This window comes from Kosakonia sp. 1610, assembly GCF_050435845.1.
In the GTDB taxonomy this organism is placed as follows: domain Bacteria; phylum Pseudomonadota; class Gammaproteobacteria; order Enterobacterales; family Enterobacteriaceae; genus Kosakonia; species Kosakonia cowanii.
This window is the reverse complement of sequence record NZ_JBNDKZ010000002.1, coordinates 241,424-267,672: the sequence shown is the minus strand read 5'-3', so window position 1 is coordinate 267,672 and position 26,249 is coordinate 241,424. Positions and strand designations below refer to the sequence as shown.

The 26,249-nt window shown below is 57.8% G+C and carries 25 protein-coding genes; 12 read left to right on the top strand and 13 right to left on the bottom strand.

Annotated elements, in window-relative coordinates; genetic code table 11:
* Positions 1-36: 36 nt before the first annotated feature.
* The 9 genes from rimK to ABIC80_RS09170 all read left to right on the top strand — a co-directional run bounded on the left by rimK (position 37) and on the right by ABIC80_RS09170 (position 10,199).
* On the top strand, positions 37-939 hold the full coding sequence (gene rimK / locus ABIC80_RS09210) for a 30S ribosomal protein S6--L-glutamate ligase (protein WP_094420368.1): 903 nt from the start codon (positions 37-39) through the stop codon (positions 937-939).
* 85 nt (positions 940-1,024) lie between these two features.
* Entirely contained in the window at positions 1,025-1,507 is a 483-nt protein-coding gene (locus ABIC80_RS09205) for a YbjN domain-containing protein (RefSeq protein WP_042718570.1), read from the top strand.
* Positions 1,508-1,856: 349 nt separating this feature from the next.
* Positions 1,857-2,969 carry a spermidine/putrescine ABC transporter substrate-binding protein PotF gene (gene potF / locus ABIC80_RS09200; RefSeq protein WP_076769621.1) on the top strand — a complete coding sequence of 371 codons (1,113 nt, stop codon included), beginning with the start codon at positions 1,857-1,859 and terminating at the stop codon, positions 2,967-2,969.
* Positions 2,970-3,108: 139 nt separating this feature from the next.
* Positions 3,109-4,242, top strand: coding sequence for a putrescine ABC transporter ATP-binding subunit PotG (gene potG / locus ABIC80_RS09195; RefSeq protein WP_023481693.1), 1,134 nt, complete (start codon positions 3,109-3,111; stop codon positions 4,240-4,242).
* Between the two features lie 9 nt (positions 4,243-4,251).
* Positions 4,252-5,205, top strand: a complete 954-nt coding sequence (potH, locus tag ABIC80_RS09190; protein ID WP_023481728.1) for a putrescine ABC transporter permease PotH — start codon at positions 4,252-4,254, stop codon at positions 5,203-5,205.
* Positions 5,202-6,047: a putrescine ABC transporter permease PotI gene (potI, locus tag ABIC80_RS09185; protein ID WP_042716478.1), complete on the top strand. Its 846-nt coding sequence runs from the start codon at positions 5,202-5,204 to the stop codon at positions 6,045-6,047. The genes potH and potI overlap by 4 nt, the downstream gene beginning before the upstream one ends.
* A 66-nt stretch (positions 6,048-6,113) precedes the next feature.
* The gene (locus ABIC80_RS09180; RefSeq protein WP_225975621.1) at positions 6,114-6,590 is read left to right on the top strand and encodes a YbjO family protein; all 477 of its coding nucleotides are present in this window, start codon (positions 6,114-6,116) and stop codon (positions 6,588-6,590) included.
* 42 nt (positions 6,591-6,632) lie between these two features.
* Positions 6,633-7,760 (top strand): 23S rRNA (uracil(747)-C(5))-methyltransferase RlmC, encoded by a 1,128-nt coding sequence (gene rlmC, locus ABIC80_RS09175; protein ID WP_429176725.1) that lies wholly within the window; start codon positions 6,633-6,635, stop codon positions 7,758-7,760.
* Positions 7,761-7,871: 111 nt separating this feature from the next.
* Entirely contained in the window at positions 7,872-10,199 is a 2,328-nt protein-coding gene (locus ABIC80_RS09170; protein ID WP_429176722.1) for an FdhF/YdeP family oxidoreductase, read from the top strand.
* Positions 10,200-10,460: 261 nt separating this feature from the next.
* Here the strand turns inward: ABIC80_RS09170 and artJ are convergent, their stop codons facing one another.
* The 6 genes from artJ to ABIC80_RS09140 all read right to left on the bottom strand — a co-directional run bounded on the left by artJ (position 10,461) and on the right by ABIC80_RS09140 (position 14,956).
* Complete coding sequence (gene artJ / locus ABIC80_RS09165; RefSeq protein WP_023481799.1) at positions 10,461-11,192, bottom strand: arginine ABC transporter substrate-binding protein ArtJ; 732 nt, start codon at positions 11,190-11,192, stop codon at positions 10,461-10,463.
* 168 nt (positions 11,193-11,360) lie between these two features.
* Positions 11,361-12,029: an arginine ABC transporter permease ArtM gene (gene artM, locus ABIC80_RS09160; RefSeq protein ID WP_023481628.1), complete on the bottom strand. Its 669-nt coding sequence runs from the start codon at positions 12,027-12,029 to the stop codon at positions 11,361-11,363.
* Complete coding sequence (artQ, locus tag ABIC80_RS09155) at positions 12,029-12,745, bottom strand: arginine ABC transporter permease ArtQ (protein ID WP_312605393.1); 717 nt, start codon at positions 12,743-12,745, stop codon at positions 12,029-12,031. Before artQ ends, artM begins: the two co-directional genes overlap by 1 nt.
* Positions 12,746-12,751: 6 nt before the next feature.
* Positions 12,752-13,483, bottom strand: coding sequence for an arginine ABC transporter substrate-binding protein ArtI (gene artI, locus ABIC80_RS09150; RefSeq protein ID WP_396461763.1), 732 nt, complete (start codon positions 13,481-13,483; stop codon positions 12,752-12,754).
* A gap of 19 nt (positions 13,484-13,502) precedes the next feature.
* The gene (gene artP, locus ABIC80_RS09145; RefSeq protein WP_023481454.1) at positions 13,503-14,231 is read right to left on the bottom strand and encodes an arginine ABC transporter ATP-binding protein ArtP; all 729 of its coding nucleotides are present in this window, start codon (positions 14,229-14,231) and stop codon (positions 13,503-13,505) included.
* A 209-nt stretch (positions 14,232-14,440) separates the two neighbouring features.
* Positions 14,441-14,956 carry a lipoprotein gene (locus ABIC80_RS09140; RefSeq protein ID WP_270220584.1) on the bottom strand — a complete coding sequence of 172 codons (516 nt, stop codon included), beginning with the start codon at positions 14,954-14,956 and terminating at the stop codon, positions 14,441-14,443.
* A gap of 100 nt (positions 14,957-15,056) precedes the next feature.
* On the opposite strand from ABIC80_RS09140, the gene ABIC80_RS09135 reads away from it, so the two are divergent.
* Positions 15,057-15,902, top strand: coding sequence for an N-acetylmuramoyl-L-alanine amidase (locus ABIC80_RS09135; protein WP_429176720.1), 846 nt, complete (start codon positions 15,057-15,059; stop codon positions 15,900-15,902).
* 35 nt (positions 15,903-15,937) lie between these two features.
* Positions 15,938-16,498 carry a WG repeat-containing protein gene (locus tag ABIC80_RS09130; protein WP_225975620.1) on the top strand — a complete coding sequence of 187 codons (561 nt, stop codon included), beginning with the start codon at positions 15,938-15,940 and terminating at the stop codon, positions 16,496-16,498.
* A 5-nt stretch (positions 16,499-16,503) separates the two neighbouring features.
* On the opposite strand, the gene ABIC80_RS09125 is transcribed toward ABIC80_RS09130, so the two are convergent.
* The 4 genes from ABIC80_RS09125 to poxB form a co-directional block, all read right to left on the bottom strand.
* Positions 16,504-17,517 (bottom strand): NAD-dependent epimerase/dehydratase family protein, encoded by a 1,014-nt coding sequence (locus ABIC80_RS09125; protein ID WP_054804032.1) that lies wholly within the window; start codon positions 17,515-17,517, stop codon positions 16,504-16,506.
* A gap of 90 nt (positions 17,518-17,607) precedes the next feature.
* Positions 17,608-19,044 carry a DUF2867 domain-containing protein gene (locus ABIC80_RS09120; RefSeq protein WP_429176717.1) on the bottom strand — a complete coding sequence of 479 codons (1,437 nt, stop codon included), beginning with the start codon at positions 19,042-19,044 and terminating at the stop codon, positions 17,608-17,610.
* Between the two features lie 9 nt (positions 19,045-19,053).
* Positions 19,054-20,052, bottom strand: a complete 999-nt coding sequence (gene ltaE, locus ABIC80_RS09115; RefSeq protein WP_429176714.1) for a low-specificity L-threonine aldolase — start codon at positions 20,050-20,052, stop codon at positions 19,054-19,056.
* Positions 20,053-20,090: 38 nt separating this feature from the next.
* Entirely contained in the window at positions 20,091-21,809 is a 1,719-nt protein-coding gene (gene poxB, locus ABIC80_RS09110) for a ubiquinone-dependent pyruvate dehydrogenase (RefSeq protein ID WP_312605389.1), read from the bottom strand.
* Between the two features lie 152 nt (positions 21,810-21,961).
* On the opposite strand from poxB, the gene ABIC80_RS09105 reads away from it, so the two are divergent.
* Positions 21,962-22,390: a DoxX family protein gene (locus ABIC80_RS09105; RefSeq protein WP_042716323.1), complete on the top strand. Its 429-nt coding sequence runs from the start codon at positions 21,962-21,964 to the stop codon at positions 22,388-22,390.
* 113 nt (positions 22,391-22,503) lie between these two features.
* Here the strand turns inward: ABIC80_RS09105 and hcr are convergent, their stop codons facing one another.
* The 3 genes from hcr to ABIC80_RS09090 form a co-directional block, all read right to left on the bottom strand.
* Positions 22,504-23,472: an NADH oxidoreductase gene (gene hcr, locus ABIC80_RS09100; protein WP_429176712.1), complete on the bottom strand. Its 969-nt coding sequence runs from the start codon at positions 23,470-23,472 to the stop codon at positions 22,504-22,506.
* A 10-nt stretch (positions 23,473-23,482) separates the two neighbouring features.
* The gene (gene hcp / locus ABIC80_RS09095; protein ID WP_263752840.1) at positions 23,483-25,135 is read right to left on the bottom strand and encodes a hydroxylamine reductase; all 1,653 of its coding nucleotides are present in this window, start codon (positions 25,133-25,135) and stop codon (positions 23,483-23,485) included.
* 144 nt (positions 25,136-25,279) lie between these two features.
* A complete protein-coding gene (locus ABIC80_RS09090) occupies positions 25,280-26,179 on the bottom strand; it encodes a lysine exporter LysO family protein (protein ID WP_263752838.1) in 900 nt (299 codons plus the stop codon).
* Positions 26,180-26,249 lie beyond the last annotated feature (70 nt).

The window sequence follows — 26,249 nt, the reverse complement described above, 5'->3', positions numbered from 1 at the left end:
GCAGGCTTTTAACTGGTCTTCTGCGCGAGGTGCAGGGTGAAAATAGCCGTATTATCCCGGGATGGAACGCTTTACTCCTGTAAACGCCTGCGTGAAGCCGCTGTGCAGCGCGGGCACCAGATTGAGATCCTCGATCCGCTCTCCTGTTATATGAACATCACCCCGGCTGCCTCCTCGATTCACTACAAAGGCCGCCAGCTTCCCCATTATGATGCGGTGATCCCGCGCATCGGCTCGGCCATCACCTTTTATGGCACCGCCGCGCTGCGCCAGTTTGAGATCCTCGGCAGCTATCCGCTCAACGAATCGGTCGCCATCACCCGCGCCCGCGACAAGTTGCGCTCCCTGCAACTACTGGCGCGCCAGGGGATCGATCTGCCGGTTACCGGCATTGCCCATTCGCCCGACGACACCAGCGATCTGATCGATATGGTCGGCGGCGCGCCGCTGGTGGTGAAGCTGGTGGAAGGGACGCAGGGGATCGGCGTGGTGCTGGCGGAGACCCGCCAGGCGGCAGAGAGCGTGATTGACGCCTTTCGCGGCCTCAACGCCCATATTCTGGTGCAGGAGTTTATTGAGGAAGCAAAAGGGTGCGACATTCGCTGCCTGGTGATCGGCAACGAAGTGGTGGCAGCAATTGAGCGGCGGGCGAAAGCGGGGGATTTCCGCTCCAATTTGCACCGCGGCGGGCAGGCGACCGTGGTCGAGATCACGCCGCGCGAGCGGGAGATCGCGCTGGCCGCGGCGCACACGCTCGGGCTGGATGTCGCAGGGGTCGATATTTTGCGCGCCAACCGCGGCCCGCTGGTAATGGAAGTCAACGCCTCGCCGGGGCTTGAAGGGATCGAAAAAGCCACCGGGCTGGATATTGCCGGGCGAATGATCCACTGGATCGAGCGCCAGGCGATGCCGGGATTCTGCCTGAAAACCGGCGGCTAAGAGGATTTTCCTGCCTGAGCATGGTGCGCCCACGGCTTTTTGCGTAAGCTATGGGCAATTTTTTTCCCAACAGAGCACGTTTTCTATGGATTCACTGGTCGTCCCCGGTCTGGACACGCTTCGCCAATGGCTTGATCAACTCAGCATTAACTTCTTTGAGTGCGACACCTGCCAGGCGCTGCACCTGCCACATATGCAGAATTTTGACGGCGTGTTCGATGCGAAAGTCGACCTGGTCAATGATGTTCTGCTTTTTACCGCCATGGCGGAAGTAAAACCCTCTGCGTTGCTGGCGCTGGCGGCGGATCTTTCGGCGATCAACGCCAGCTCGCTGACGGTCAAAGCTTTCCTCGATATGCAGGATGATAATCTGCCGAAGCTGGTGGTGTGTCAGACGCTCAGCATCGGCCCCGGCGTCGCCTTTGAGCAGTTCGCATGGTTTATGCGCCAGAGCGAAGAGCAGGTCTCGATGGTGATTATGGAAGCCAATGCGCACCAGCTGCTTTTCACGCCGGGCGAGGAAGATTCGCTTTCCGGCGACGAAGAGCCGAACAATTTTCTCCACTGATTCCCGCATCAATTAGCGCAGCCACTACCACAGCGGTTGCGCTGCCACATTTTTTATTCTGCATTTAACCTTTCTTTAAAGAATGATTCACCATCATTCCTCCGCTTCTGGCTTATCCCATAGAGACTTATTGCATAAAAAATTGATAAAAGGCGGTTTTTTATCTGCCCTATAGCCTCAAACCCTGGCTACAGTTATTCTTGCGCTGCTTTAAAAAGCGTGCGGCGTCTGCCGGAGCGATTTTGTTCTCTGGCGCAGAGCAGAGTGACAAACTATGCATGAATCTTGCATATCCCAGAAAGCGTAGATGTAGTTCGTAGCTTAACGAGCTTTCCAGAAGGAATGAGATATGAGTGCCTCAAGAAAAAAATGGGTATCGGGTGTTGTTGCGGGTGCGTTAATGGCTCTCTCTGCCGGCACGCTCGCCGCCGGGCAAAAGACGCTGCATGTGTACAACTGGTCTGACTATATTGCGCCGGACACCGTCGCAAATTTTGAGAAAGAGACCGGCATTAAAGTGGTTTACGACGTCTTCGACTCCAACGAAGTGCTGGAAGGCAAATTAATGGCCGGCAGCACCGGGTTCGATCTCGTCGTGCCGTCCGCCAGTTTCCTTGAGCGCCAGCTCTCGGCGGGGGTCTTCCAGCCGCTCGATAAGAGCAAGCTGCCGAACTGGAAAAACCTCGATCCGGAAGTGTTGAAGATGGTCGCGAAACACGACCCGGATAACAAATACGCTTTCCCTTATCTGTGGGCGACCACCGGTATTGGCTACAACGTTGATAAAGTCAAAGCGGTGCTCGGCAAAGATGTGCCGATCGATAGCTGGGATGTCGTGCTGAAGCCGGAAAACCTTGAGAAGCTGAAGAGCTGCGGCGTCTCCTTCCTCGATGCGCCGGAAGAGATTTTCGCCACCGTGCTGAACTACCTCGGCAAAGATCCTAACAGCACCAAAGCGGATGATTACACCGGCCCGGCGACAGATCTGCTGCTGAAGCTGCGTCCGAATATCCGCTACTTCCACTCTTCGCAATACATTAACGATCTCGCTAACGGCGATATCTGCGTAGCCATTGGCTGGGCGGGCGACGTCTGGCAGGCGGCTAACCGTGCGAAAGAGGCGAAGAACGGCGTTAACATCAACTACATCATTCCGAAGGAAGGGGCGCTGGCCTTCTTTGACGTCTTCGCCATGCCGAAAGATGCCAAAAACACCGATGAAGCCTACCAGTTCCTTAACTACCTGATGCGTCCCGACGTGATGGCGCACATCAGTGACCACGTCTACTACGCGAACGGCAACAAAGCTTCTGTACCGCTGATCAGCGAAGAGGTGCGTAACAACCCGGCGATCTTCCCGCCGCCGGATGTATTCGCCAAGCTCTTCACGCTGAAAGTGCAGGAGCCGAAAATCGACCGCGTACGTACCCGCGCCTGGACGAAAGTCAAAAGCGGCAAATAAATCAATCACCTGACTGGTGAAAGCGCTGCACCGCGCCGGTGCAGCCGCCCCAAAACGGGACAGCGGGCGCACCTGCTGTCCCGTCATCTGTATGACAACCTGTTGAAGCAGGGTGATGCTTATGCCGGAGAGCACCGTAGTGAATGACGCTATTCCCCGCCCGCAGGCGAAGAGCCGCAAGGTTCTGACGCCGCTGCTGGAGATCCGTAACCTGACCAAATCCTTCGACGGCCAGCACGCCGTGGATGATGTCAGCCTGACTATCTATAAAGGCGAAATCTTTGCCCTGCTCGGCGCATCGGGCTGCGGTAAATCAACGCTGCTGCGCATGCTGGCAGGCTTCGAGCAGCCGACCCACGGGCAGATTATGCTCGACGGCGTCGACCTCGCCCACGTGCCGCCTTACCTGCGCCCGATCAATATGATGTTCCAGTCCTACGCGCTCTTCCCGCACATGACCGTTGAGCAGAATATCGCTTTTGGCCTCAAGCAGGACAAGCTGCCAAAAGCGGAGATCGCCAGCCGCGTCGCCGAAATGCTGCACCTGGTGCATATGAGTGAGTTTGCCAAACGTAAGCCGCACCAGCTCTCTGGCGGCCAGCGTCAGCGCGTGGCGCTGGCGCGCAGCCTCGCCAAGCGGCCAAAACTGCTGCTGCTTGATGAACCGATGGGCGCGCTGGATAAAAAGCTGCGCGACCGCATGCAGCTGGAAGTGGTCGATATCCTTGAGCGCGTCGGCGTTACCTGCGTGATGGTGACCCACGATCAGGAAGAGGCGATGACCATGGCCGGGCGTATCGCCATCATGAACCGCGGTAAGTTTGTGCAGATTGGCGAGCCGGAAGAGATTTACGAGCATCCGACCACCCGTTACAGCGCCGAGTTTATCGGCTCGGTCAATGTCTTCGAAGGGTTGCTGAAGGATCGTCAGGAAGATGGTCTGGTAATTGAGTCGCCGGGGCTGGTGCATCCGCTGAAAGTCGACCCCGATGCCTCGGTGGTGGATAACGTGCCGGTCTACGTGGCGCTGCGCCCGGAGAAGATCATGCTGTGCGACGATCCGCCGGCCGATGGCTACAACTTTGCCGTCGGCGAAGTGGTGCATATCGCCTACCTTGGCGATCTCTCTATTTATCACGTGCGGTTGCAGAGCGGGCAGATGATCAGTGCCCAGCTGCAAAACGCGCATCGCTACCGCAAAGGCGCGCCAACATGGGGCGATGAAGTGCGTCTCTGCTGGGATGCCGACAGTTGTGTGGTTCTGACGGTTTAAGGAGCGGCGATGAGTACACTCGAGCCACCGGCCCGCGTAACAAAACCGGGCGGTGTAAAGCTGTGGCTGGCGCGCCTGCAAATGCGCCACGGGCGCAAGCTGGTGATTGCGCTGCCCTATATCTGGCTGACGCTGCTGTTTCTGCTGCCGTTTTTGATCGTCTTCAAAATCAGCCTCGCGGAGATGGCGCGTCAAATCCCACCCTATACCGATCTGCTGGAGTGGGCCGACGGGCAACTGACGATTACGCTTAATCTCGGCAATTTCCTGCAACTGACCGACGATCCGCTCTATATCGAAGCCTATTTGCAGTCGTTGCAGGTGGCGGGCATCTCGACCATCTGCTGCTTGCTTCTCGGCTATCCGCTGGCGTGGGCGGTGGCGCACAGTAAGCCGTCGACGCGCAATATCCTGCTGCTGCTGGTGATTTTGCCGTCGTGGACCTCGTTTCTGATCCGCGTTTACGCCTGGATGGGGATCCTGAAAAACAACGGCGTGCTGAATAACTTTCTGCTCTGGCTGGGGGTTATCGATCAGCCGCTGACCATTCTGCACACCAATCTCGCGGTCTACATCGGCATTGTCTATGCCTATCTGCCCTTTATGGTGCTGCCGATCTACACCGCGCTGACGCGTATTGACTACTCGCTGGTGGAAGCCTCCCTCGATCTTGGCGCGCGTCCGCTGAAAACCTTCTTCAGCGTGATTGTGCCGCTGACCAAAGGTGGAATTATCGCCGGTTCTATGCTGGTGTTTATTCCGGCGGTCGGTGAGTTCGTGATCCCGGAGCTGCTCGGCGGGCCGGACAGCATTATGATTGGCCGCGTGCTGTGGCAGGAGTTCTTTAATAACCGCGACTGGCCGGTGGCCTCGGCGGTGGCGGTGATCATGCTGCTGCTGTTGATTGTGCCGATCATGTGGTTCCACAAGCATCAGCAGAAACAGACGGGGGAGAAGGCATGAGCAATTTACCGGTAGTGCGTTCACCCTGGCGCATCCTGATCCTGGTGATAGGTTTCACCTTCCTTTATGCCCCCATGTTGATGCTGGTGGTCTACTCTTTTAACAGCTCAAAACTGGTGACGGTGTGGGCAGGGTGGTCAACGCGCTGGTATAGCGAGCTGTTCCACGATGACGCGATGATGAGCGCGGTGGGCTTAAGCCTGACGATTGCTGCCTGCGCGGCGACGATGGCGGTGATTTTAGGCACCATTGCGGCGGTAGTGATGGTGCGCTTTGGGCGCTTTCGCGGCGCGAACGGTTTCGCCTTTATGATCACCGCGCCACTGGTAATGCCGGATGTGATCACCGGCCTGTCGCTGCTGCTGCTGTTTGTCGCGCTGGCACACGCTATCGGCTGGCCAGCGGATCGCGGCATGCTCACCATCTGGCTGGCGCACGTTACTTTCTGTACCGCCTATGTCGCGGTGGTGATCTCCTCGCGGCTGCGCGAGCTGGATCGCTCAATTGAAGAGGCGGCGATGGATCTTGGCGCAACGCCGCTGAAGGTCTTCTTTGTGATTACGCTGCCGATGATCATGCCGGCGATTGTCTCCGGCTGGCTGCTGGCCTTTACCCTGTCACTGGATGACCTGGTGATCGCCAGTTTTGTCTCCGGTCCTGGTGCCACTACGCTGCCGATGCTGGTCTTCTCCAGCGTGAGAATGGGGGTCAACCCGGAGATCAACGCGCTGGCATCGATTATTCTCGGCGTGGTGGGGATTGTCGGTCTTATTGCCTGGTTCCTGATGGCGAGAACGGAAAAACAGCGCCAGCGTGATATCCAGCGTGCAAGACAGGGCTGAACTCATTAGAATCTGGAAATTGTGTCGTTGATGCCGCGCTTGCGCGGCATTTTTCACAGGGAAATCATGGAATTGGGGTTCTTCAACAAAACCACGCACCACGCGACGCCAAATATACCGGCGCTGGTTCAGGTGGCGGCTATCGCCATCATTACCATTCGCTGTGTCGACGTGCTGATGATCATGAACCTGCTCGGCTGGCGCGGGCTGCTCGACTTCGTGCACCGCAGCGCCCAGACCTGGAGCCTGACGCTGATCTTCCTTGGCAGCCTGATGCTGGTCTTTGTCGAGATCCTCTGCGCCTTCTCGGTGATAAAAGGGCGGCGCTGGGCGCGCTGGCTCTATCTGGTAACGCAACTCACCTCGACCGCCTACCTGTGGGCCGCGTCACTGGGCTATGGCTACCCGGAACTCTTCAGCATCGCCGGCAGTTCGCGCCGTGAGATCTTCCACTCCCTGATAATGCAAAAGCTCCCCGATCTGCTGGTGCTGTTCCTGCTCTTTGTGCCGACGCCGAGCCGACGCTTTTTCCGCCTGCAATAACGGTGGTACAATCCCGCCCCCGCAAATTGAAAGGCTTTATCTATGCAGTGCGCTCTCTTCGACGCCGGTCGCTGCCGCTCCTGTGAGTGGATCGACCAGCCGCTCCCGTTGCAACTCTCCGCCAAGATGGATCATCTGCGCGCATTGCTCGCCCCCTTTGCGGTGGAGTCATGGTGCGAGCCGGTGCGCGGCCCGGAGCAGGGCTTTCGTAATAAAGCCAAAATGGTAGTCAGCGGCAGCGTTGAAAAACCGTTGCTCGGCATGCTGCACCGCGACGGGACGCCGGAAGACCTCACCGCGTGCCCGCTCTACCCGGAGACCTTCGCCCCGGTATTTGCCGCTCTGAAACCCTTTATCGCCCGCGCCGGGTTAACGCCCTATAACGTGGCGCGCAAACGTGGTGAACTGAAATACCTCTTATTGACCGAGAGCCAGCTCGACGGCGGCATGATGCTGCGTTTTGTACTGCGCTCAGAGGCGAAAATTGAGCAACTGTGCGCCGCGCTGCCAGCGTTACAGGCGCAGCTGCCGCAGCTAAAGGTGATCTCGGTAAATATCCAGCCGGTGCATATGGCGATCATGGAAGGGGAGAGGGAGATCTTTCTTACCGACCAGCAGGCGCTGGCGGAGAACTTCAACGGTGTGCCGCTCGCTATTCGCCCGCAGAGTTTTTTCCAGACCAACCCGGCGGTCGCCAGCCAGCTCTACGCCACGGCGCGCGACTGGGTGCGCCAGCTTCCGGTTAACCATATGTGGGATCTCTTCTGCGGCGTTGGCGGCTTTGGCCTGCACTGCGCCACGCCGGAGATGAAGCTGACCGGGATTGAGATCGCGCCGGAAGCGATCGCCTGTGCAACGCAATCCGCCGAGGCGCTGGGTCTGCACAATCTTCACTTTCAGGCACTCGATTCAACCCGTTTCGCCACCGCGCAGGAGTCGGTGCCGGATCTGGTGCTGGTCAACCCGCCGCGCCGCGGCATTGGCGCAGAGCTGTGTGACTACCTGAGCCGCATGGCGCCGCCGTGGATCATCTACTCCAGCTGTAATGCGCAGACGATGGCGAAGGATTTCGCCGCGCTGGCGGATTACCGCGTTGCGCGCGTGCAACTGTTTGATATGTTTCCCCATACTGCCCATTACGAAGTGCTTACCCTGCTTATCAGGCGTTAATTCTCCCGCTTAAACGCCATTTGGCGCGACGAAATACTGACTTTTTTGCCCCACAGGCGCGTTTTTTGTACCAGGCTTAAGCCAAAAGAGACGCGAACAGTGTGGGGCAATATGAAAGAGCAGAAACAATCAACGGTAGGGATCGCGCCATACGGCGGCTCGGCAGGCGGCTGGGGCGCGTTAAAAGCGGTGGCCGATGCGCTGCGTGGGCAGATGTCCGTCAAGCAGGATGTGATTGCACTATTTAAAGTAAACCAGCCGCAGGGCTTTGACTGCCCCGGCTGCGCGTGGCCAGATCCGCAGCACACCTCCTCATTCGAATTTTGTGAAAACGGCGCCAAAGCAGTCTCGTGGGAGGCGACCAGCAAGCGCGCGACGCCGGAATTTTTCGCCGCGCACACCGTCAGCGAACTGTGGCAGCGCAACGCCTTTGAACTGGAAGGCGAGGGGCGCTTAACCCACCCGATGAAATATGACGCTGAGAGCGACACCTATCAGGCGATTGAGTGGGAGACCGCGTTTCAGGAGATTGGCGCGCTGCTGCAAAGCTATGACGACCCAAATAGCGTTGAGTTTTACACCTCTGGGCGTGCCTCTAACGAAGCAGCGTTCCTCTGGCAACTCTTTGCGCGCGAATATGGCACTAACAACTTCCCCGACTGCTCAAATATGTGTCATGAGCCGACCAGCGTCGGGCTGCCGGAGTCGATTGGCGTCGGTAAAGGCACCGTCGAACTGGAGGATTTTGACCACTGCGACCTGGTGCTTTGCATCGGTCATAACCCTGGCACTAACCATCCACGCATGCTCGGGACGCTGCGGGAAGTCTCAAAACGCGGCGCGACCATCGTCGCCATCAACCCGCTGCGCGAGCGCGGCCTTGAGCGTTTTACCTCACCGCAAAGCCCGATAGAGATGCTGGCCCTTAGCTCGACCAAACTCGCCTCGACCTACTACAAAGTGCGCGTCGGCGGTGATGCGGCGATGCTGAAAGGCGTCATGAAGATCCTGCTGTCGATGCACGAGCAGGCGCTGGCGAACGGCGAACCGGGCGTAATCGACGAGGTGTTTATTCGCCAGCACACGCAGGGTTTTGCGGAGCTGAAAGCCGATCTCGACGCCACCGACTGGGACCATATCCTGAAAGTCTCCGGTATGGAGCGCGAGGAGATCCAGAATATCGCCCGGCTTTACGCCAAGTCTGAACGCACCATTATCTGCTACGGCATGGGCATCACCCAGCATCAGTACGGCACGCAAAACGTGCAGCAGATTGCCAACCTGCTGCTGCTACGCGGCAATATTGGCAAAAAAGGGGCGGGCATCTGCCCACTGCGCGGCCACTCCAATGTGCAGGGCGACCGCACCGTTGGCATCACTGAAATTCCCTCTGCCGAGTTTCTCGATAACCTCGAACGGGTGTTTGGTTTTAAACCGCCGCGTGAGCATGGGCACGGCGCGGTGGCTGCCATTCAGGCGATGCGCGACGGCAAAGTGAATGCGCTGCTCTGCCTGGGCGGTAATCTGGCTGAAGCGATCTCCGATCCGCAGGTCACCTTCCCGGCGATGCGCAAGCTCGATCTGGTAGTGCATATGGCGACCAAACTGAACCGCTCCCATCTGCTGCTCGGCAAACACAACTACCTCTTCCCGGTGATTGGGCGGACCGAAACCGATGAGCAGTTATCCGGGGCGCAGAGCGTGACGGTGGAGGATTCAATGTCGATGGTGCACGCCTCACGCGGATCGTTAAACCCGGCCTCTCCACATCTGAAGTCGGAACCGGCGCTGGTGGCGGCCCTTGCGAAAGCGACGCTGCCGCAGACGGTGGTGAACTGGGATCGGATGATTAACGACTACAGCAATATTCGCGATGCCATCGAAGCGGTCTTCCCGGCGTTTGCTAATTTCAATGAACGGGTGAAACAACCGGGCGGCTTCCGCCTGCGTAATGCCGCCTCGGAGCGGGAGTGGAATACGCCGTCGGGCTTTGCCGAGTTTAAAGTGATGCAGGGGATTAATGAGGATCCGCGCTCGCTCAAGTGCCACGACCTTGTGCTTACTACCTTACGCAGCCACGATCAGTACAACACCACGCTTTACGGGCTGAATGACCGTTATCGCGGCGTGACCGGGCGGCGGGACGTGCTGTTTATCAATGCCGATGAGGCGGAGCGACGCGAGTTGCGCGTCGGCGATCAGGTGAATGTGGTGGCGCTCGATCCCGAGGGGAACCCCACCTCGCGGCGCATGGATAACCTGACGGTTGTGGTGATCGATATGGCGCTCGGCTCGGTAGGGGCCTATTACCCGGAGGCCAATATTCTGGTGCCGCTGGACAGCCACGACACTAAAAGCGGCATCCCGGCGTATAAAAGCATCCCGATAGCGATGGAGCGCGTCGAAACGCCGATCGCCACCTCGGGCGCACGGCGTTAAACGTAAAACCCGTAGGCCCGATAAGCCAAACCCGTAGGCCTGATAAGCGCAGCGCCATCAGGCATTTGTGCCGAGTTAATTGCCGGATGGCGGCTCCGCCTTATCCGGCCTACAAAAGCGCGCCATCTGGCATGGGGATGGGATGTAATTGCCGGATGGCGGCTGCGCCTTATCCGGCCTACAAAAGCGCGCCATCTGGTATTGGTGTGGGATGTAATTGCCGGATGGCGGCTACGCCTTATCCGGCCTACAACGAATGGCTTACTGCGGGAACCACTGGTCGCTGATTTTCTGGTAAGTGCCGTCGGCTTTAATCGCTTTCAGCGCAGCGTTCAGCTTCTCCAGCAGCGCTTTGTTATCCGGGCGCACGGCAATGCCAAGACCGGTGCCGAAATATTGCGGATCGGTCACTTTCGGCGTGGCCACACCCAGTTGCGGGTTGGTTTTCAGCCACTCATTCACCACCGCGGTATCACCAAACACCCCGTCGATACGGCCATTTTTCAGGTCGATAATCGCATTCTGGTAGCTGTCATACGCCACGGTGGTCACTTCCGGGTGCTTATCCTGCAAATATTTTTGATGGGTGGTGCCATTTTCCATACCGATGCGTTTGCCCTTCAGATCGTCGAAGGATTTAAAGGCATCTTTTTTGGCGATCACCAGCGCGGAGTTGGCGTAGTAGGGGTCGGTAAACGCCACCTGTTTGCTACGCTCCGGAGTAATGTCCATCCCGGAGATCACCGCGTCATACTTCTTAAATTTCAGCGCCGGGATCAGGCTGTCGAAGGCGTGATTGGTAAAGGTGCAGTTGGCCTGCATCTGTTTGCAGAGCGCATTCGCCAGATCGATATCGAAGCCGACAATCTTATTGCCCGCATCCAGGGATTCAAACGGTGGATAGGTCGCCGACACGCCGAAGCTGATCTTATCGGCCGCAAAGCTCCCTGCGGAAACGGTAGCGAGAAGGGCGGCCAGTATCATTTTTTTCATCAGTAAACTCCTGTCTGTCTATCTTATTGTTGTTACCCGGAGGCATGGGATTAACAATGCCAGTGTATGAATTTATATGCAACTATAATGCTTATTTATTTTATTGAAGATAAAAATAAAGGCGAGTAATGGGGTCATTAGCTCGCCTCTACAGATTACCTATGCAGTTTAGTTACGCCGCTCAAAGGCCAGCGCTTTGCGCTCAATCAGGCGCATCATCAGCGTCAGCAGGCCATTAACCACCAGATAAATTAAACCGGCCGCGCCAAACACCGTCACATCGTAGGTGCGTCCATACAGTAGTTGCCCGTGACCCATCACTTCCATCAAGGTAATGGTGTAGGCCAGCGAGGTACTTTTAAATACCAGCACCACTTCGTTGGAGTAGGAGGAGAGCGCACGTTTAAACGCGTAGGGCAGCAGGATCGCCAGCGTATCTTTCTTGCTCATCCCCAGCGCGCCGCAGGATTGCCACTGCCCATCCGGGATGGCGCGAATAGCACCGTAGAAGAGCTGCGTGGTGTAAGCCGCGCTGTTAAGCGACAGCGCAATAAGCGCGCAGAGCCACGGCTCAGAGAGCAGGCGCCAGATCGCCGGATAGTTCTGCAATGACGGGAACTGCCCCGGCCCGTAGTAAATCAGGAAGATCTGCACCAGCAGCGGCGTGCCGGTAAAGAGCGTGATATAGGCGCGGACAATCTGCGTCAGCACCGGCGTTTTCAGCGTCAGCACGATAGTGAAGAGCAGTGAAAGCACCAGCGCCACAATCAGCGAGGCTACCGTCAGCGTCAGGCTGGTGTGCAGCCCCTTGAACAGCTCGGGCATAAACTCAAGCATTATCCCGGCCTCCGTTCAAAGCGCGTCGCACGCAGATCGATGCGTTTCAGCACCCACTGGCTGAGCAGGGTGATCACAAGGTAGATCGCCGCCGCCACGATATACCAGGTAAACGGCTCCTGGGTGCGGGTAGCGATACTTTTGGTTTGCAGCATCAGATCGTTAACGCTTATCAGCGACACCAGCGCGGTATCTTTCAGAAGCACCAGCCACTGATTACCCAGCCCCGGCAGCGCGTGACGCCACATCTGCGGCATCACCAGGCGAAAGAAGATCGCCCCTTTCGATAAGCCCAGCGCCTGGCCCGACTCTCGCTGACCCTCCGGTACCGCTTTTAACGCACCGCGCAGGGTTTGCGAGGCATAAGCCGCGTAGAGCAGGGATAGGGCGATCACGCCGCAGAGGAACGGGCTGACGTCGAAATTCTCAATCTGCATCTGTACCGGAATCTGCACAATGCCGAGGTTGAGGGTAAAGCCGTCCGACAGCAACAGCAGCAGCTGTGAGGAGCCGAAATAGATAAACAGCACCACCAGAATCTCTGGCAGGCCGCGTAAAATGGTCACCAGCGCGGTGCCGATCCAGGCAATCGGTCGCCATTTGACCGACTCCCAGACGGCAAAGATCATCGCCAGCACCAGGCCGATGATCAGCGCGCAGACGGCAAGGCCGACGGTCATCCCGGCGGCGCTTGCTAATGGAAACATTTCATTCATTCAGTATTACTTCTGGAACCATTTGCTATAGATGGTCTGGTAAGTCCCATCTTTCTTCACTTTTTCCAGCGCGGCGTTAAATTTCTGCTGCAGCTCGGTGTTACCCTGGCGTACCGCGATACCGAGGCCGGTGCCGAAGTAATCTTTGTCGGTCACTTTATCGCCAACGGCGGCCAGTTTAGCGTCAGATTTCAGCCACTCTGTCACTACCGCCGTGTCGCCAAACACGGCATCAATACGGCCATTTTGCAGATCCAGACGCGCGTTCTGGTAGCTGTCGTAAGGCACGGTGGTGATTTCCGGGTGCTTATCGGTGATGAATTTCTGGTGCGTGGTGCCATTCTGCACGCCGACACGCTTGCCTTTCAGCTGGTCGATGCCGGTGAATTTACCCTTTTGCCCGACGAAGATCGCAGAGTTGTCGTAATACGGGGTGGTGAACAGCACCTGTTTTTCACGCTCCGGCGTGATATCCATCCCGGCCATTACCGCGTCGAAGCGGCGGAATTTCAGGCTTGGGATCAGGCTGTCAAAAGCCTGGTTGGTGAAAGTACAGGTGGCGTCGATCTCTTTACACAGGGCGTTCGCCAGATCGACATCGAAACCGACGATTTTATTATTGGCGTCGGTCGATTCAAACGGAGGGTAGCTCGCTTCGGTGGCGAAACGGATGGTCTGGGCTGCTGTAGCGCTAAGGCTGATGCTGGCAACAAGTGCGGCGATCAGTAATTTTTTCATTGTCATTATTCCCGAGTCTTCAGTGAGATAGGTAGTATTTAAACGCGTCGGTCTGCGGCGCGGCAAAGCAGCCCGCATCCCCTTGCTCAACAATGTGACCATTTTCCATATACACCACGCGACTGGCCGTCTTGCGCGCCACTTCCACTTCGTGGGTCACGATAACTTGCGTAATACCGGTTTGCGACAGCTCGCGGATGATGCTGACGATCTGTGCGGTGATCTCTGGATCGAGCGCGGCGGTTGGCTCATCAAACAGCAGCACCTGCGGCTCCATCATCAGCGCGCGGGCAATCGCCACGCGCTGCTGCTGGCCGCCGGAAAGGTGCAGCGGATAGCGATCGCTGTAGGGCTTCAGGCGTAAACGCTCGAGCAGCTTCTCGGCGCGGGCCAGCGCCTCATCTTTGCGTAATCCGAGCACGCGGCACGGCGCTTCAATCAGGTTCTGCTGCACGGTGAGATGCGGCCAAAGATTATATTGCTGAAACACCATGCCCACATTCTGGCGCAATTCGCGAATTGCTTTATCAGAAGGGGTTTTGGCGAAATCGAAATGATTGCCTGCGATGGTCAGCTGGCCAGAGCGCGGCATTTCGAGCAGGTTCAGCACGCGCAGCAGCGAACTTTTCCCCGCGCCGCTTGGGCCGAGCAGCACCAGCGTTTCACCCTGCGGGCACTCCAGTGTGATATCGAACAGCGCCTGGTGTGCGCCGTAGAAGCAATTGATGCTGTTTAATTTAATACTCATCGAAGCAGTCTGATAGCAATTGAGGCCGCAAATAGTAACGTTGACAGAATAGTTATGCAATATTTGTGCGTTAAAACTTAAAAATAAACCAGGTTTCTACATAAAGTTAGCACATAACACTGGTCGACGTGGGAACCAGGCATAAATGTCGGCATTCCTCACAGAATGCCAGACATTTTACGGGGGTTATTGATGGGTTTAGTCAATACTTACCGGTGCTCGACCGACTGGCGCAGCGTGCCGGCCGGGGCATGCACCGTACCGCCGAGGTAGCGCACATCATCAACCGCCCAGCACTGGCCTTCGCGGATCATCAGCACCTCGTCCTGCCAGCGCTGATCGCCTTTGGTTAAGGTCACGCGCAGCGGGATATTGCGCGCGTCGCTGTTAGGGATGGTAGAAGCGCTGGCGACATCGGCTTTCTCCGGTGCCAGATTACGGCTGGAGAAGGGGTCGCCTTTCAGCAGCACGTTATTGCGCGCGTCGCGGCTGGCGGCAGTGAGCATTTTGCTCAGATCGTCACTCAGATAAGGACGCAGCGAAGACCAGTTAGCGCCCGGATGTTCAATGCGGTAGTCATAGAATTGCTGTGCCACACTGTCGGGGCCGCCTTCGACGCAGGCATTGACGCGTGCGCCGGTATCTTTGAAAGCGGGCTCAACGGTGGTACAAGCGCTTAACAGCAGCGCGCACGGCATAACAAGAGTCAAAACTGAATAGCGCATAATGATTTCCTTATTTCTGTTCAGAAGTCGCAACCTTTCAAGAATAGTGTATTGCTCTCATAATGTGTCTGGTAACGCATTGATGGTTAAAAGGAGAAGCATGAAAACGTGGGGAATAGTGCTACTGGCGCTGATACTGGCAGGCTGTGCCAGCGATAAAAAAGATGACAACAAAGGCGTTATTGAGAAACCTGGCTATCAACTGGTGACCCGTTATCAGGCGCAAGCGGCTTATCCCCGCATCAAGGTGCTGGTGATCCATTATACGGCAGATGATTTTGATGTCTCGTTGACCACACTACTCGGTAAAGATGTCAGTTCGCACTACTTAATCCCGGCCAATCCGCCGCGCGATAAGGGTAAACCGCGCATCTGGCAGCTGGTACCGGAGCAGAAACTGGCGTGGCATGCGGGGGCCAGCTTCTGGCGCGGATCGACGCGCATTAACGACACCTCCATCGGCATTGAGCTGGAAAACCGCGGCTGGGAGAAGGCGTCGGGCGGTAAAACCTTCGTTCCTTTTGCGCAGGCACAAATTAATGCGTTGATTCCGCTGGTAAAAGATATCGTCGCGCGTTACAACATCCCGCCGCAGAATGTGGTGGCGCATGCGGACATCGCCCCGCAGCGCAAAGACGATCCCGGCCCGCAGTTTCCCTGGCAGGTGCTAGCCGCGCAGGGGATTGGCGCCTGGCCCGATCCGGCGCGGGTGGCTTTTTACCTCAATGGCCGCGCGGAGTACACGCGGGTCAGCAACGCGGCACTGCTCGACCTGCTGGCGCGTTACGGGTATGACGTCAAATCGTATATGACACCGCTGCAACAAAAGCGGGTCATCATGGCATTTCAAATGCATTTTCGCCCGGCGAAGTGGGACGGCGTAGCTGACGCCGAAAGCTTAGCGATCGCCGAGGCTTTACTGGAAAAATATGGTCAGGCAGAGTGATCTCTGCCGACCGGCTTATGACGAGGTCAATGGAGATGGGTTTACGCATCCTTACCGGCGCGCTGCTGATGACGGCTTTTGCCGCTCACAGTGCGCCGACACCGCCCTTTAGCTGTGCTTACTGGGATAAAAAAACCGACAACGTCGAGACCCTCGCCAACTGCGCCACTCTGCAGGAGGGCAAGCTGCTGTTCCTGCCGGAGCTGTTCGAAAAGAGCCAGGCTGTGGATGGCATGTCGTGGGTTGGGTTGTATGACTACACCCGCCAGGCCGGGCTGCCGGATGCCGATTACTATGTCCGCGCGCCGGATCGCTACCTGCCGGTAGTGCATTTCGATAACGGGCCGGACTGGTTTGTCGAAGGGCTGGTGCGCGCCCGGCAGAATGGCAAAGTGGGTTACTGGGACGATTCGTTCCGCAATCATATTGCGCCGCAGTTTGATTACGCCTGGCAGTTTCAGGAGGGTAAAGCGCTGGTCTGTAACGGCTGCAAGCCGCAGCGCGAAGGCGAACATACGGCGCTGGGCGGCGGTGAGTGGTTTTACATCAATAAAAACGGCCAGCGGGTTTCCGAAATCAGGTCCGGGCCGTTTTGAGTCCCTTAGCGGTGCAGCTTGCCGTGATCTTTTAGCCAGAACGCCGTGCGTCTGATGCCCTCATCGAGCGTCACAATCGGCGTGTAGCCCAGCTCCTGCTGCGCGCGTTTGATATCCAGCGTGAAATCAAAATTGAGCTTCGAGACGCCGTAGTGCGTAAAGGCGGGCTCTTTCGCGCGCTTGTCGCCGAAGCGCTCCATACTGCGGGCCACCATATCCAGCATGGTGTAAGGCACGGAGCGAATACGGCAGTCGATACCCAGCTCATCGATCAGTGTCTGCACAATGGTGCGCAGCGAGCGCGGTTCGCCGTTGGTGATATTAAAGGCGCGCCCGGAGGGAAGGGCGTCGCATTCCGGCTGGCTCGCCAGCCACATCGCATGCACCGCATTTTCGTAGTAGGTCATATCGACCAGCGCATCGCCGCCGCGCGGCAGTAAAACGCTGCGGTAGTGCTGCATCATCTGCGCCAGCCGCGGGATAAAGACTTTATCGTGCGGGCCAAACAGGCTCTGCGGGCGCAAAATGGTAAAGCGGGTTTGCGGGTTCGCCTGCGCCAGCAGATCGATAACCTGCTCCCCGGCGGCTTTACTGCGGGCAAACTCGTTGGCGAAGCGCCGTGGACGGAAGGCTTCGTCAATGTCGCGGTGGTGGTGATAGTCGAAATAGAGGGACGGGGAGGAGATATGAATAAAGTTACGTACGCCCCAGGCAACCGCCCATTCGCCGAGACGGCGCGTGGCGCGCACGTTGGCGAGATCAAACGCTTCCTGAGTACCCCATGGCGAGGTAAAACTCGAGCAGTGCCACAATGTGTCGATACCCGCGAGCATCACTTTCGCCTGCGAAGAGACCAGCTGGGTTAAATCCGCCGGTACAAACTCAGCGCCCATCTTGCAGAGCAGCTTGCCCATCGCTTCGTTGCGGCCCGTCGCCCGGACTGCAATGCCTTTTTGCCGCAGATATTCGACCGCGTTTCGGCCTAAACCGCTGGTTGCGCCCGTGACCAGAACCTTCATAGCAATCCACTGTGTTAAGCGTTTATCGCGCGCATTCTTTCGTGAATCACGTCGTGATGCAATGGGATTGTTAAAAGAAAGGCGATGGGCTCAGACTTTTTCACTGCCTTTTTCCGCAAGCCTGGCGATACGTTGTGCCATACCGCGAAAAATAAACAGATGCGCCGGAAACATCAGCAGCCAGTAAAAGAGCCCCGGCATACCGTGCGGATGCCACCAGGCGCGCACATCCAGCACCCGGCAATCGCCCTTATCTGTCACGGTAAAAACTAACCGCCCAAGCCCCGGCGCTTTCATGCCAAACAGCAGGGCAAGCTGCTGCTCCGGCTCAACGATAATCACCTTCCAGCTGTCTACCGCATCGCCAACCTGCAAATAAGGGCGTTGCGGCCGCCCGTGTGCCAGCTTATGGCCAATAAGCCTGTCGAGCGCGGCGCGGGTTTGCCACAGAGGATTGCCAAAAAAGTAGCGCTCTTTGCCGCCGATACCGTTGATCACCCGCCATAACGCCTGCGCGCTGGCCTGGGTGGTAACGCTGAAACCGGCCTGCTTCGGGTAGTAGCCATATTGCGGCCGCCAGCGGGAGAAAGCCTGCGGATCGTAGCCCCAGTCGCTGGAGTTCACCAGCTTCTCCTCCTCCCTGAGCGTCCGGCGCACCGCTTCATCAAAGGAGATTAGGGTTTGCGGAATTAAGGCGCGGAGAGTGCGGTCATCCGCCAGCAGGTCATGTTTCAGCCCCTGGATTAACGCTTTGGCAATAGAGGGCGGCACGGAGGTGATGAGGTGTAAAAACCACACCGAGATAAGCCGCGTCGGCAGCGGTAGCGGGATCAGGGGGCGCTTGACGCCGCTCACCGCCATAAAGCGGATAAACTGCTGCTGATAGGTGAGCACCTCCGGCCCCGCGGCTTCAAACACCCGGTGCGTATCGGTCGGATGGTTGAGCAACTCAAGCAGGTAGTGCAGCAGATTCTCCAGCGCGATAGGGGTAGTGCGCGAACGCACCCAGCGCGGTGGGGTCAGCACCGGCAGGTTGAAGACCATGTCGCGCATCACTTCAAACGCCGCCGAACCGGCACCAACAATGATCCCGGCGCGCAGCTCGGTCACCGGCACGCCTGCGGCGCGCAGCAGATCGCCGGTGTGCTGTCGCGCCAGCAGATGATCGGAGTCGCTTCCCTCGTGGGCTTGCAGGGAGCTGAGGTAGATCACCTGTTTCACGCCGGAGCCCTGTAGCGCATCGCGCACATTCAGGGCGATCTGCCGTTCATGAGCGACAAAGTCGCCGCTCTCGCCCATGCTGTGCACCAGATAGTAGAGGGTATCGACATCCTCCAGCAGTGCGGGCAGCGCCTGCGGCCAGAAGAGGTCAATCTCATGCAGCGAGACATTCGCCACCGCCAGCTTTTGCAGCCGCCCTAAGCGCCGCGCCACGGCTTTCACCTGATGCTCCTGCTCACTGAGGGCTGTTACCAGCCGCTGCCCGATATAGCCACTGGCACCGAGCACTGCTATCCGCTGCGCCACATTTGCTCCTTAGCGCTGCAAAAAGGCCTGCCAGTGGCGAACCACCTCGCCAAGCTGCTGGCGGCTGACATCCAGATGCGTCACCAGCCGCACTGCGCTGCCTGCGGTGATCGTCACCCCGCGCTCGCGCATAAACGCGCCCAGCGCCTGGGCGTTATCCCCGACGCGAACAAACACCATATTGGTATCGTGGCGCATCACGTCGACGCCGAGTTCGCGCAGCTGTGTCGCCAGCCAGGCGGCGTTCTCATGATCCTCTTTCAGCCGCTCAACGTTGTTTTTCAGCGCATAGAGCCCGGCTGCGGCTAAAAAGCCCGCCTGGCGCATGCCGCCGCCGGTCATCTTGCGCCAGCGGTTAGCGCGGGCGATATAGGCTTTATCACCGACCAGCAGCGAGCCAACCGGGGTGCCGAGACCTTTGGAGAGGCAGATGGTAAAGGAGTCGCAATATTGCGCGATCGCTTGCAAATCGCAGCCATACTCCACCAGCGCGTTAAAGATGCGCGCGCCGTCAACGTGCAGCGCCAGCCCGCGCTCGCGAGTGAAATTCCAGGCCTGTTGCAGGTAGTCGCGCGGCAGCACTTTGCCGTTATGGGTGTTTTCAAGGCTCAGCAGTTTAGTGCGGGCAAAGTGGATATCGTCAGCTTTGATTTTTGCCGCGACCTTATCCAGCGGCAGCGTGCCGTCGGCGGCAGCATCAATCGGCTGGGGCTGAATACTGCCCAGCACCGCCGCACCGCCCGCTTCGTAGAGATAGTTATGCGCGCCCTGACCGACGATGTACTCTTCGCCGCGTTCGCAGTGGCTGAGCAGGGCGACCAGGTTAGCTTGTGTGCCGGTGGGTAAAAAGAGGGCGGCCTCTTTGCCGCTCAGTTCAGCGGCGTAGGCCTGAAGTTCGTTAACCGTTGGGTCATCGCCATACACATCATCCCCGACCGGGGCGGCCATCATTGCCTCCAGCATGGCGCGTCCAGGTCGGGTCACGGTGTCACTGCGTAAATCAATCACGGCATTTCCTTATCTTGCGATGGGTAATGCCCTCTGTTTTACCTGAGCCAGTTGGTTTTCGCCAGTTCAACCACCTCGTCGCCGCGCCCGTTAATGATCGCGCGCAGCATATAGAGGCTAAAGCCTTTCGCCTGCTCAAGCTTGATTTGCGGCGGCATGGCCAGCTCCTCTTTGGCGACGGTGACGTCAATCAGCACCGGGCCATCAATGGCGAAGGCGCGCTGCAACGCTTCGTCAACGTCGGAGGATTTCTCCACGCGAATACCGGTGATGCCGCACGCTTCGGCGATGCGGGCAAAGTTTGTGGCCTGCAATTCGGTGCCATCGGTCAGATAGCCGCCCGCTTTCATCTCCATCGCCACAAAGCCGAGCACGCTGTTGTTAAAGACGACGATCTTCAGCGGCAGCTTCATCTGCGCCACCGAGAGGAAATCGCCCATCAACATGCTAAAACCGCCATCCCCGCACATCGCCACCACCTGGCGCTGTGGGTAGGTGGCCTGAGCGCCAATCGCCTGCGGCATGGCGTTAGCCATTGAGCCGTGGTTAAAGGAGCCAACCAACCGGCGTTTGCCGTTCATCTTCAGGTAGCGCGCGGCCCACACGGTCGGGGTGCCGACATCGCAGGTGAAAATGGCGTCATCATCGGCGAAATCACTGATGCGCTGGGCCAGATATTGCGGGTGGATCGCCTTGTCGCTCGGCTTCGCCAGATCGTCCAGCCCTTTGCGGGCATCGCGGTAGTTCTCCAGCGCTTTATCGAGGAAGGCGCGATCCGTTTTCTGCTCCAGCAGCGGCACCAGCGCCGCCAGCGTCGCTTTGATATCGCCGACCAGCGCCATATCCACTTTGCTGTGTGCGCCAAGGCTCGCCGGGTTGATATCGATCTGGATGATCTTCGCATCACTCGGGTAGAAGGCGCGGTAGGGGAACTGGGTGCCGAGCAGCACCAGCGTGTCGGCGTTCATCATGGCGTGGAAGCCGGATGAGAAGCCAATCAGCCCGGTCATGCCAACATCAAAGGGGTTGTCATACTCAACGTGCTCTTTGCCGCGCAGGGCGTGAACAATCGGCGCGTTGAGCTTACCGGCGAAGGCCAGCAGCTCTTTATGCGCACCGGCACAGCCGCTGCCGCACATCAGCGCCACATTGCTGGAGTAACGCAGCAACTGCGCCAGCTTTTGCAGCTCCTCCTCGGCGGGAACCACCACCGGCTGCGGGGCGCGATACCAGTGGCTGCTGGCGCTTTCCGGTGCCGCCTGCAGGGCGACATCGCCGGGCAGCACTACGACGGAAACACCACGGTTGAGGATCGCTTTACGCATGGCAATCGCCAGCACTTGCGGGATCTGCTCCGGGTTGGAGACCAGCTCGCAGTAGTGGCTGCATTCGCGGAAAAGCTCCTGCGGATGCGTCTCCTGAAAATAGCCGCTGCCGATTTCGCTCGACGGAATATGCGCGGCGATGGCCAGCACCGGGACGCGGTTGCGGTGGCAGTCAAACAGGCCGTTGATCAGGTGCAGGTTGCCCGGCCCGCAGGAGCCTGCGCACACCGCAAGTTCGCCCGACACCTGCGCTTCGGCGCCTGCGGCGAAGGCAGCCACCTCTTCATGGCGGGTGGGCATCCAGTCGATGGTGCCCATGCGGTTCAGGCTGTCGCTCAGCCCGTTGAGGGAGTCGCCGGTGACGCCCCAAATCCGTTTTACGCCCGCCTGTTCGAGGGTTTTGGCGATATACGCGGCCACTGTCTGTTTCATATTGAGGCTCCTTTTTGTGATCACGCTTACAAGCTTAGACAATCAACCGCTGACGAGACGGGAATATTATATCCATAAGTGAAACAGGGGTTTATTTTGACGGTGAAGAGGCATAGGTTGGTGTCAGTCAACGAAAACAGGAATACTTTCAGATGGTTAAATCATTGTTAAACTCAGTTAATAAGATGTTTTCGCATGAGGATTTGGGGCGCTTGCTGCTGCGTCTGGCCGTCGGCGGGCTGATGCTGTTTCACGGCGTGCATAAGCTGATTGGCGGGATTGATGGCATTGCCGGAATGCTTGCGGCAAAAGGGCTGCCGGGGTTTATTGCTTACGGCGTGCTGGTGGGGGAAGTGCTCTGCCCGGTGCTGATTATTCTCGGTATTTTTACCCGCCCGGCGGCGCTGGTGCTGGCGTTTACCATGGTTGTCGCCTGGCTGATGGTGGGCATTGGCGAAACCGGTTCGCTGGAGGTGACCGGCGCGTGGGCGATTGAGAGTATTGTCTACTTCTTCTTAGGCGCGCTGGCGGTGGCGTTTATGGGGGCAGGGCGATATTCCGTCGCGCCCGCGTGGAAGTAGTTGTGATGTAAAAATGCCGGATGGCGGCTAGCGCCTTATCCGGCCTACAAAGGCATATCACCTTTGTTGTAGGCCGGATAAGCGCAGCGCCATCCGGCATGTTGACTTGCACCTTACGCTAAAACCAAATCCCCTTGCGGGTGGCAGGAGCAGGCGAGCACAAACCCCTCGGCAATCTCCTTCTCAGTCAGCGTCATGGTACTGCTGACTGAGTACTCCCCGGAAATCACCTGCGTTTTGCAACAGCCACACACGCCTGCGCGACAGGCGGCGTTGACCGGCATTTTGTTGCTCTCCAGCGCCTCCAGCAGCGTGCTGCCCACCGGCGCATAGAAAGTTTTCATCGGTGACAGCTTGCTGAACTTCAGCCCGCTGGTGGCGGCTTCGGCAACCGGCGTAAAGAACTGCTCTTTAAAGAAGCGGGTGACGCCAAGTGCTTTCACCTCCTGCTCAACCCATGCCATATAGGGCGCCGGACCGCAGGTCATCACCGTACGCGCACTCAGATCCGGCACAGCGATCAGCAGCTCGCGGCTTAAACGCCCCGCCACAAAGCTCTCGGTGGCGTTATGCTCCGCCACCAGCGTCACCGGATAGGTTTGCCACTCATCGGCAAAGATCACATCCTGTGGCGAGCGCACGCTGAAAATCACCTGCACATCCGCCTGCGGACGGTGCTTCGCCAGCCAGCGGCGCATCGACATAATCGGTGTCACGCCGCAGCCTGCCGCCAGCAGCAACAGCCTATCGTTCGGTTCGTTATCGCAGGTAAATTCCCCCTGCGCGTCGGAGAGCCAGAGATAATCGCCGCGCTTAACCTCACGCGTCAGCCACTGCGAGCCTGTGCCCTCATCAATACGGCGAATGGTCAGCGTAATGTATTCACTGACGCCCGGCGTCGAGGAGAGCGTATAGGCACGCAGCGTGTTGACGCTGTTGCCAATACTCACCAGCGCATACTGCCCGGCGCGGTAGGGGTAGTAATCATGGCACAGCAGCGAAAGCGTCCAGACATCCGGCGTCTCCTGGTGGATATGGTGCACCTGCATCCGCCACGGGCATTGAGGGGTTGGCATGCTCATTTTTCGCTCCTTATGCGCTCAGTAACTGCTGCATATCCTGCTCGACGGTGGTCACCTGGCGCAGGCCGAACTTCTCGTTCAGCACCGCCAGCAGATCCGGCGTCAGGAAGCCCGGCGCGGTGGGGCCGGTAACGATATTTTTCACACCCAGCGAGAGCAGGGTCAGCAAAATGACAATCGCTTTCTGTTCAAACCAGGAGAGCACCAGCGAGAGCGGCAGATCGTTAACGCCGCAGCCGAGCTTATCGGCCAGCGTCACCGCCAGAATTATCGCCGAGTAGGCGTCGTTACACTGCCCGGCATCGACCAGACGCGGCAGGCCTTCAATATTGCCAAAGTCGAGTTTGTTAAAGCGGTATTTACCGCAGGCCAGCGTCAGGATCAGGCAGTCATCCGGCACCTGGGTGGCAAAATCGGTAAAGTAGCTGCGCTCCCCGCGCGCGCCGTCACAGCCGCCGACCAGGAAGAGGTGGCGCAGTTTTTCCCGGCTCACCAGATCGATCAGCGTATCGACCGCGCCGAGCAGCGTCTGGCGACCAAAACCAACGGTGATCAGATGCTCGATCTCGCTAAACGGGAAGCCGGACATCTGCTGCGCCTGGCGGATCACCGGGGCAAAGTCGTCGCCTTCAAGATGGTTAACGCCCGGCCAGCCGACGATGCTGCGCGTCCAGATGCGGTCATCATAGGAACCGACGGTTGGGTCGATAATGCAGTTGGAGGTCATCACAATCGGGCCGGGGAAACGTGCGAACTCAACCTGCTGGTTCTGCCAGCCGCTGCCGTAGTTACCGACCAGATGTTTGAATTTACGCAGCTCCGGGTAACCGTGCGCCGGCAGCATTTCGCCGTGGGTATAGACGTTGACGCCGCTGCCTTCGGTCTGTTGCAGCAGGTTATAGAGATCTTTCAGATCGTGACCGGAAATAAGAATGCATTTGCCCGCCACCGCTTTGACGTTGACCTGGGTTGGCGTCGGGTGACCATAGAGGCTGGTCTCACCCGCGTCGAGAATGCTCATCACGCTGAAGTTCATCTTGCCGATCTCCATCGCGCACTCCAGCAGGGCGTTCATATCCGCCGGCCAGGTGCCGAGCCACGCCATGATGCTGTGGTAGCGCGCATAGAGATCGTTATCGTACTGACCGAGCACGTGGGCATGTTCCATATAGGCCGCCGCGCCTTTCAGGCCATACAGGCAGAGCAGGCGCAGGCCAAGAATGTTTTCGCCAATCGCCGCTTTATCTTTGTTAGGGGTAAATTCCGCTGCCTGGCGCTGCAACGCGCCGAGATCGTCGCTCACCAGCTGTAAATCTGCCATCGGGTTATCTACCTGCGCCTGCGGATCGATCGCCAGGCAGAGGGCTTTCAGTGCTTCACGTTTGGCAATCGCTTCGCGGGCGTAACCGATAATGCGCACGGAATCGAAGTTAACGTTGGTCAGGGTGGAGAAGAAGGCGCGCGGCGCAAAGTTATCAATCTCATGGTCAATCAGATCGTAGTCGCGCGCTTTGCAGGCCCAGGCGGAAAGCCCCTGCAGGGCGGCAATCAGCAGATCCTGGAGATCGGAGGTTTCAGCGGTTTTCCCGCACATCCCCTGCGCGTAAGAACAGCCATTTCCTGCCGGGGTACGGATGGTTTGTTCACATTGCACACAAAACATGGTCACACCTTCTTTAAAGTTATATTTAAAATACATGTTTAAGATTAATAGTGCGGGCGAAGGCGTGAAAGGTCTTTTAGCGGCTATTTACGCAGAGATTGATTTAGCGCAAGTTTGGCGGCAGAAACCCACCGCCGAAGGCGATCAGGCAGAGAAGAGGGCCATTAACAGCGGCACCAGCAGGCTGAGTACGAATCCATGGACAATGGCGGCGGGCACCATCTCCAGCCCGCCAGAGCGCTGCAACACCGGCAGGGTAAAATCCATCGACGTCGCGCCGCATAACCCCAGCGCCGTGGAGCGGCTGCGGCCAATCAGGCCAGGAATTAGCATAATGGCGATCAGTTCGCGCGCCAGATCGTTAAAGAACGCCGCACTGCCAATCACCGGGCCAAAGGATTCAGTAAGCAGAATCCCGGAAAGGGAGTACCAGCCAAAGCCGGAGGCCATCGCCATCCCCGTTTTCAGCGGCAAATCGAGGAGTAGCGCGTTGATCACACCGCCCACCAGCGAACTGGCAGCAACGACCACCGCGATAATCATTCCCCGGCGGTTAAGCACAATCTGTTTCAGGGTCATGCCGCTGTTACGCAGCTGAATACCGACCAGCAGCAGCAGGAAGATCAGTGTGTATTCGCTGGCTTCGGTGGCGTGCTGCAAAAACGCAAGCCCGCTCAGGCCAATCACAAAGCCGAGCAGCACCACGCCGCACAGGCGCAACGACTCCAGTGCCATCGCCAGCCGAGACGGCAGCACTTCCTGCTGATGGTGATGGTGCCACGGCAGGGATCGCTCCAGCCACAGCAGCGCACAGGCGTTGCAGAGTAAAATAATCACCACGCTGACCGCGGAATAATGCAATATCGACAGCAGGTTAGCGCTAAGGTTATCAAGGAAGGCGAGGCTGATACCCATAAAAAAGAGGATCACGTAGACAATCCAGCTGAGCAGTTTATTGATCAGTTTGAGCGCGGGCTCGTGGCGCAGCGGAATGAGGTAGCCCGCGACCAGCGGCAGAAGAATAATTAACAATCCTGAAAACATGAACAGCCCGAATCCTTACGTAAATTTATATTCACTGCAACACACTACAGAAAGGCTGAAAGTGAGTAAA